This window comes from Deltaproteobacteria bacterium, from assembly GCA_016874735.1.
GTDB lineage: Bacteria > Bdellovibrionota_B > Oligoflexia > Oligoflexales > CAIYRB01 > CAIYRB01.
The window spans coordinates 1-5334 of the sequence record VGTI01000122.1 but is presented as its reverse complement, the minus strand read 5'-3'; the positions used below and the strand labels follow the sequence as shown (position 1 = coordinate 5334).

General features: G+C 53.0%; 7 protein-coding genes. 3 read left to right on the top strand and 4 right to left on the bottom strand.

Translation table 11 applies throughout. The features are described from left to right. Window positions 1–438: 438 nt before the first annotated feature. From FJ146_19320 to FJ146_19310, 3 genes are all read left to right on the top strand, one after another. The gene (locus FJ146_19320; GenBank protein MBM4254122.1) at window positions 439–1086 is read left to right on the top strand and encodes a rhomboid family intramembrane serine protease; all 648 of its coding nucleotides are present in this window, start codon (window positions 439–441) and stop codon (window positions 1084–1086) included. Between the two features lie 13 nt (window positions 1087–1099). Next, window positions 1100–2128 carry a hypothetical protein gene (locus FJ146_19315; protein ID MBM4254121.1) on the top strand — a complete coding sequence of 343 codons (1029 nt, stop codon included), beginning with the start codon at window positions 1100–1102 and terminating at the stop codon, window positions 2126–2128. 63 nt (window positions 2129–2191) lie between these two features. Then, window positions 2192–3217 carry a transcriptional regulator gene (locus tag FJ146_19310; GenBank protein MBM4254120.1) on the top strand — a complete coding sequence of 342 codons (1026 nt, stop codon included), beginning with the start codon at window positions 2192–2194 and terminating at the stop codon, window positions 3215–3217. A 10-nt stretch (window positions 3218–3227) separates the two neighbouring features. On the opposite strand, the gene FJ146_19305 is transcribed toward FJ146_19310, so the two are convergent. The 4 genes from FJ146_19305 to FJ146_19290 form a co-directional block, all read right to left on the bottom strand. Continuing rightward, a complete protein-coding gene (locus FJ146_19305; GenBank protein ID MBM4254119.1) occupies window positions 3228–4160 on the bottom strand; it encodes a HipA domain-containing protein in 933 nt (310 codons plus the stop codon). Then, window positions 4157–4492 carry a phosphatidylinositol kinase gene (locus FJ146_19300; GenBank protein ID MBM4254118.1) on the bottom strand — a complete coding sequence of 112 codons (336 nt, stop codon included), beginning with the start codon at window positions 4490–4492 and terminating at the stop codon, window positions 4157–4159. The genes FJ146_19305 and FJ146_19300 overlap by 4 nt, the downstream gene beginning before the upstream one ends. Continuing rightward, a complete protein-coding gene (locus tag FJ146_19295; protein ID MBM4254117.1) occupies window positions 4493–4699 on the bottom strand; it encodes a helix-turn-helix transcriptional regulator in 207 nt (68 codons plus the stop codon). Window positions 4700–4882: 183 nt separating this feature from the next. After that, complete coding sequence (locus tag FJ146_19290; GenBank protein MBM4254116.1) at window positions 4883–5116, bottom strand: helix-turn-helix domain-containing protein; 234 nt, start codon at window positions 5114–5116, stop codon at window positions 4883–4885. Between the last annotated feature and the right edge of the window lie 218 nt (window positions 5117–5334).

The following is a 5334-nucleotide window of genomic DNA, read 5'->3' as shown; positions in this document are numbered from 1 at the left end:
CCCGCCCGCCCATTGCGTCGGCGCGGTACGTCCAGGCTGAGCTGGCCTATGATGACTGCGCTTACGAAGACGCTTTCACCGAGTAAATCAATCGCTACGCCCCGCAAGTTGCTCACCTATGTCCAAAATCACCTGTTCCTATACATATAGACCGGTGGACTGCCTACTTAGCAGGCTATTGCCGACCATCTGACAGGTTGAAATGGCCTTAGGCCGAAGTCCGGCGGGATGAGGTTGTCCGCTCACCCCGTTATCCTTGGGGAAGGACTTTAAATTGTGGCAGCTTTTGGTAGTGGTTGGAAAGGGGCAGTATAACTGGCAAGTATTATTGGTACTTTCAGAAAAGCGTTCGAATGTACCACGCTCACGACCCCAGATGACGCACCCCCAGCCGATGAGGCTCATGATACGAACGCCAACACGAGAGGTGGCTGCATCATGACTGAAGTCTCACATGGTCTGTCCCAATTACACGGTGATGTGGGTAACTGGATCGGCAACATGATCCGCATTGGTTATGCCGATGACCTGCTAGGGCTCCTAGTCATGACGGTATCGATGCTGGCCTTTGCTTTTCCCGGTCTTTATCGGAGGCTGATGTTTCTCCCTGATGCTGTGACCGACGATAGTCAGATTTGGCGCATCGTCACCTACGCTTTCGTGCACCTAGGGTGGGTACACCTAACCGTGAATTTGTTGACTCTAGCGTCCTTCGGCCGGACGTTGGCGGTTTTAATCGGCGGTGGTGGCATGCTCCTAATCTTTGTCGCAGGGAGCTTGGCCGGGCCGCTCCTGTCGCTCCTGCGCCACGATGCCGACGATGTCCGTGGTGGCATCGTTGGTGCTTCGGGAGGGATCGCAGCAATGATTGGAGCGGTGGCATTTTTGCAACCGAAGTCCACTTTGCTTCTCGGGTTTCTTTTGCCTGTGCCCATGAGAGTAGGCGTGATGTGGATTCTTGTACTGAGCATCGTTCTGCATGTTTTGGGGTGGGGCAAGCGTATCTGGCACTTCGGTCATGCCACGGGCTTGGCCGTCGGTATTTTGATTGGCCATGCCATAAACCTGCGACTCATTCACTTTTAAGAGAGGAGCGTATATGCCTAGTCCTAACGTCATCGCTATCACCTTGGCCACCACCTGCTGCATGAACTACACGAGCACCATTGGTGTCCTGTCGCGCAGTTTGAATAAGGTGCTGCGCAAGCTATTCTCCGAAAGTGCCGAGACTGTCGGGCGCCGTGCTGGTTCGATGGAATCTGCGACAACGCGTGCCACACGCTCTGCGGGGAGCCACGGCAGCTCAATACTACCTGCCGTGCAGCGCTCGCTAGTGAACATGGCTGTGCGAGAAGGAGTGCAAGGATGGCACAGACTCGCCGGCGATGCGCAAATACTACAGTACAAAATCATGCCGGCACCAGAATATAGCGATAAGCCGACGGAAGTGTGGCCCGTGGCAGAGACGGTCGACTGGCGTTATGCGGATCAGCCCATACGGTTTCAAAGTCAGTCTGAGATGACTGTGCCCTATGCCGTGGTAGCAGCCATGGAAAACTATATCTACCGCGACCGCGCCATGCGGCTGAAGCTCTCGGAATATAAGCTGTATAGTGCATCTAGGTCTCTCGACATTGGCTCCAATATCGCAGCGGCACATCAAGAAGGCGTCTGGCTTTCGCAAATACAGTATGTAAACGGTATCAAGCTCGATGAAGACCATCCCTACCGGATCAAGGCAAGAGCTGAGCCTCTAGTCAGGGACCTAGTCGACAACGCGGCTATAGTCGATGAAGTGAATGCGCGTAAGGCGGTGGTGCTCATCCTTGAGATTGACGATACGTTTCGCCTGAATGGCGGTGAGTTGATCTCGAGTATTGGCTACGCAAACCGGAAGAACCATGCAGTCAGTGTCGTCGGCTACCACCTCGATCGGGCGCGACCGGACCAGAGTTATTACATCGTCCGCAATCATTGGGGCCACGAATGGGGTGATAAAGGCTACGGCAAGCTCGCCATGGGTTACTGCCGTCAGGCTAAGTGTGCGGCATTTGCACTTGATAAGGTCACAGTGGAAGAGACTGGTCAAATCGGAAGTGCGAAATCAAAGGCCAGTTATTCCAAATAGTTGTTTAGTCACCACTCAACTTGACGACGCACCGGCCGATACCTACGGGCGAGGGGGATCGCCATGAAGGGGCGCAACGCACAGGTCGCAAGGATCTACAAAATACTGACTATACTAGAAGGTGCACCGCATGGGCTTTCGGTCGCCGACCTAGCGAGTCACCTGCAGGACCGTGGGTTTGACGTCGGTAAGCGCACGGTTTACCGCGATCTCGATGCTCTGCGCGCTGCAGGATTCCCTCTGGAAGAGCGCGGCAAATCCGACGAGCAGGGTACGCGCTGGGCTTTGGAACGCGCCATGCGCGTCAATCATTATTTGGTGCTCAACTCGCGTGAGCTCTTATCCCTGTACCTGGCGCGCTCGGTACTGATGCCACTCAAAGATACACCGTTTTATGAAGATCTACTGTCGACCTTTCATAAGATTGAGGAGAAGCTGGGTAGCAAGAGCCAAGTGTACTTGCGTGAACTAAGCGACGAACTTCACTTTGAACCAGGCCCTAGCTGGGGGCTTGGTTTGGTGCCAGACGTGGTCGAGACGGTGCGGGCAGCCTGCACCGAGCGTCACCGTCTGCGTGTGACCTATAGCGCGGCTAGTAGTGGCGTCACTGGTGAGAGAGAGTTGGGGCCGCAGTTTCTTTACTTCTCCAAAGGCTCTCTCTACCTGATTGCCGAAGATTTTAAGGATAACGTTACCAAGACCTTTAGCCTCGCCCGCATGAGTGCCGCCTCAATGCTGGATACGCCCTACGACGGTGCTGTCACCGATCCCGACTCCTACTTTGCCTCGGCCTTTGGGATTTACCGCAGTAGCGAGCCAGTGTTGGTAAAGCTACTCTTTACGCCGGCTCTAGCGCCATTCGTGAAAGAAAGGCGCTGGCATACTAGCCAAAAGGTGATCGTACGTGACCAGGGACGAATCGAACTCAGTCTGGAGGTGGGACTCACTCCGGAGATCGTCCAATGGGTGCTTGGCTTTGGCGCTAATGTCAGCGTCGTGGAGCCTCCAGCATTACAGGCTATGATTAGGGACGAGGCGGCTAGGGTGGTTGACCTATATGGGCGCAAAGGCGAGCGAGCGGCTGGGTAGGGCCAGATTCTTAGCCTAAGACCATGCGACTCATGCGCTCTTGCAAAATGCCCGCAAATTGTCCCTGTAACTTTGGTGGGAGAAAGCTTAGTCGGATGAGGTCCTGTGCCTGATCTAGGGAGTCTGAAAATCGCGCGATCACGGACACTGCGACGCGATCCAAGATTCCGATGTTTTCTGCGAAACGCAGAAAATCATGACGCGTTAGCTTTGACTTCTTGCCGTTTAGACTGAGCGCCAACTCTTCGGGATCGATAGATTCTTCGAGAATGAGGCGAGTTGATAAAAGGTCATAAGCAGGTGTCAGGACGAAATCATCCTGATCCTGCATCATAGCGAAGTTTTTAAGATGCATATCGGCATTGCCGGTGAGAAAGCAGAAAAGTGTTAGTTCAAAGTACCGTAGCAGATCATCACCTGGGATGGTGGAGTACTTTTTGATCTGCTTGGCAACGCGCTCATGCGAGCTGCGGTATTTCTGCTCCGTCATGACTTCTGATAGTTGGCACAAATCTTCGACTGCGATTTTTTGGTGGTTAGCTCGGTCAAATCTCTTAGTTAAATAAGCCAATTTGCCGTCAGCCATGCGTATTAAGCTGTGGGTTGCCGTCTTGATGCCAAACGCTCCCGCTAAGGTCATGGTCAGATGTTCGTTCTCTGGCAACGCCGGATATTCATGGCTCGGTGGCTTAAGAATATAATTGCCACCGAGTGCGCCTACGATAGTGAAACGATCTGGAGTCGATCGGCTTAACTCCAGCGAGAGCTTGCGCTGGACCCCGGTTACAGCTATCCGCCGCGATACAAGATCCTTGGCGAAAGTCTCAAGTTCGTCTTCGGTGGTGGCAAGATGAGGTGTCACCTTTTGGCCAAATATTTCTAGAGCGCAGCTAGTGTGAAAATCTCCCGAATCTACAGGTTGGCAGCATTTAAGGCATTTCATTGCGTTGGATCCTCTGGCGCTTGGCGCACACTGACGTTGCCAATGCAATCCTCGCAGGCCGCAAGTAGCATTCCCATACGATCTGTTGCAGCCACCTTCCAGTTGCGGCTGGCGACATCAAGTAGCCATCCTTCGGGGATCAGACCATCGAAAAAAGGAAATAATGTGGCGCTACGGTAAGGCTCAGACCTGAGCGGTAAGGTCCGACTAACGGCCAAGGCTTTCTCTTTTTTTAAATGGCTGGGATCGTATGTGAAGGTAAAATCGCCATCGATCGTTTCGACGATGGCGCCGACCTTGGCGTCATTAATGTATACATAACCTTTACGCATTCAACTCTCGCGCGGTAGCGGCTGAGGCGCAAGCTCGGCTCCGAAGTAATTCAAGACCTGATTTACCTTGTCCATCCTAAGAGTGGGTTTGCCGGTCTCCAATTCACGTATGAAGCGCAACCCAACTCCCACCCGCTGGGCTAATTCCTCCTGGGTGTAGCCAAGCTTAGCGCGGCGACTCCGCACGAACTTCGCTAGCGGCCCCAGGGAGGCTTCGATTTGTGAGGATTTTCTCTTTAACAACGGCATGTTCCAAGCGGTTGTACCCGATCGGGTGCAATTAATGCTATTTCTACTTAATTATACCCTAAAGGGTGTAAAAAATGGAAATTCAGACTTTTTAGTACCCGATCGGGACTTAGTTGCGGCAAGCACTGTGGAGTATCGGTATCAGCTCTTTTTCCGCACCGTGACGACAAGATCGAGATCGTAACGATCCAGAATTTTGCGGACGGAATCCATCGTTACGTTGCCGCGGTCTTGTTCGATCTTCCTTAAAGTGGCCAGGCTGATTCCAACCTGCTTGGCGAATCCGGGTTGATCCTTAGCCAGCATTTTGCGCAGCGATTTGACCAGATCGGGTATCCTGAGACCGTCAGCAGCAAGGTCCTCGTACAGCTTCATTCGTATGGTTTGGCGTTTTTGTTTATCCCTTGTGCCGTAAAACTCCGTCGTTCACGGCGGAGATATAAGGCACGCGCCCGAGCGAGTACGAAGTATCTCGCGAGTCCTGCTTAGTTGGGGTCCTCTGTAAGGCTGTTAGTCAAGCAGAAAAGTTGTCTGCCGTCTTCCATGTCACTCGAAAGGACCAGTGTCACCTGCTATAAAGTGCACTTCCATCT

What these genes read in the sequence shown, in the direction of transcription:
- FJ146_19290 (MBM4254116.1), bottom strand. Translation starts at nt 5,116, where the DNA reads ATGAAGCTGTACGAGGACCTTGCTGCTGACGGTCTCAGGATACCCGAT.
- FJ146_19320 (MBM4254122.1), top strand. Translation starts at nt 439, where the DNA reads ATGACTGAAGTCTCACATGGTCTGTCCCAATTACACGGTGATGTGGGT.
- FJ146_19300 (MBM4254118.1), bottom strand. Translation starts at nt 4,492, where the DNA reads ATGCGTAAAGGTTATGTATACATTAATGACGCCAAGGTCGGCGCCATC.
- FJ146_19305 (MBM4254119.1), bottom strand. Translation starts at nt 4,160, where the DNA reads ATGAAATGCCTTAAATGCTGCCAACCTGTAGATTCGGGAGATTTTCAC.
- FJ146_19315 (MBM4254121.1), top strand. Translation starts at nt 1,100, where the DNA reads ATGCCTAGTCCTAACGTCATCGCTATCACCTTGGCCACCACCTGCTGC.
- FJ146_19310 (MBM4254120.1), top strand. Translation starts at nt 2,192, where the DNA reads ATGAAGGGGCGCAACGCACAGGTCGCAAGGATCTACAAAATACTGACT.